Origin of the sequence: Streptococcus cristatus, from assembly GCF_001578775.1 — a bacterium.
GTDB classification, from domain to species: domain Bacteria; phylum Bacillota; class Bacilli; order Lactobacillales; family Streptococcaceae; genus Streptococcus; species Streptococcus cristatus_A.
Genome location: NZ_KQ969071.1, coordinates 1 through 892 on the forward strand (window position 1 = coordinate 1; position 892 = coordinate 892).

Annotated in this window: 1 pseudogene; it reads left to right on the forward strand. The window is 43.4% G+C overall.

Features of this window, described 5'->3' with window-relative positions:
• Positions 1-892 (forward strand): annotated as a pseudogene (locus tag SCRDD08_RS10620) (transposase); the annotation flags it as partial.

An 892-nucleotide genomic window follows, 5' to 3' on the forward strand; every position in this document is an offset into this window, starting at 1 on the left:
GCCCCTCCTACCATCCTAAAATGATGCTTTCCGCTCTTCTGTTTGCTTATTCTCAAGGCGTTTTTAGCGGACGTAAAATAGAAAGGCTGATGGCTGAGAACCTAGCTATGAGCTATTTGACAGGGCAATTAGTTGTTTCCTACCGCACCATGTGCATGAGGGGATGGAAGAACTGATAGAACAGCTCTTTATTGAACTGTCCTGTCAGTTAAAAATGAAGGAATTGGTCACTTTAGACTGTCTCTTCATCGATGGGACGAAAATTGAAGCCAATGCCAACAAGTACAGCTTCGTTTGGAAAAAAGCAACGGATAAATTTCAAACTAAACTGCAAGAGACCTTGAAGGAATATTTCCAAACAGAGGTTCAGCCCTTGATTGCTCAGGCCATTGAACTGGATGAAGAAGAGGTCGTTTCGAGAGAACAGCTTTCTGTCTTTACCGAACTCTTGCAAGAAGAATTAAATCAGGTTCATCAAGCCATTGAGGAAAATCCAGTCAAAGGCAAGGATGAACGCAAGACCAAGCGCCGGCGCTTAAAGAAAGTTCTGAAGAAGATTCAGGAAGATTTTTCAGTGCGGTCTGAAAAATACGAAGACTATCAAGAGACTTTCCAGGGGCGCAATAGTTTTTCCAAAACAGATACGGACGCCACTTTCATGCGAATGAAAGACGATCATATGCGGAATGGTCAGCTTAAAGCAGGGTACAATCTTCAAATAGCTACTGAAAATCAGTTTGTCATCCACTACGACATCTTCCCGAATCCAACAGACACCTTAACGCTTCTGCCTTTTCTGAAATCATGTCCAGCAGAGGTTGAAACAGTCGTCGCAGATGCCGGGTATGGGAGCGAAGAAAACCTCCTGACCCTTGATAAAAAAGGGATGAAG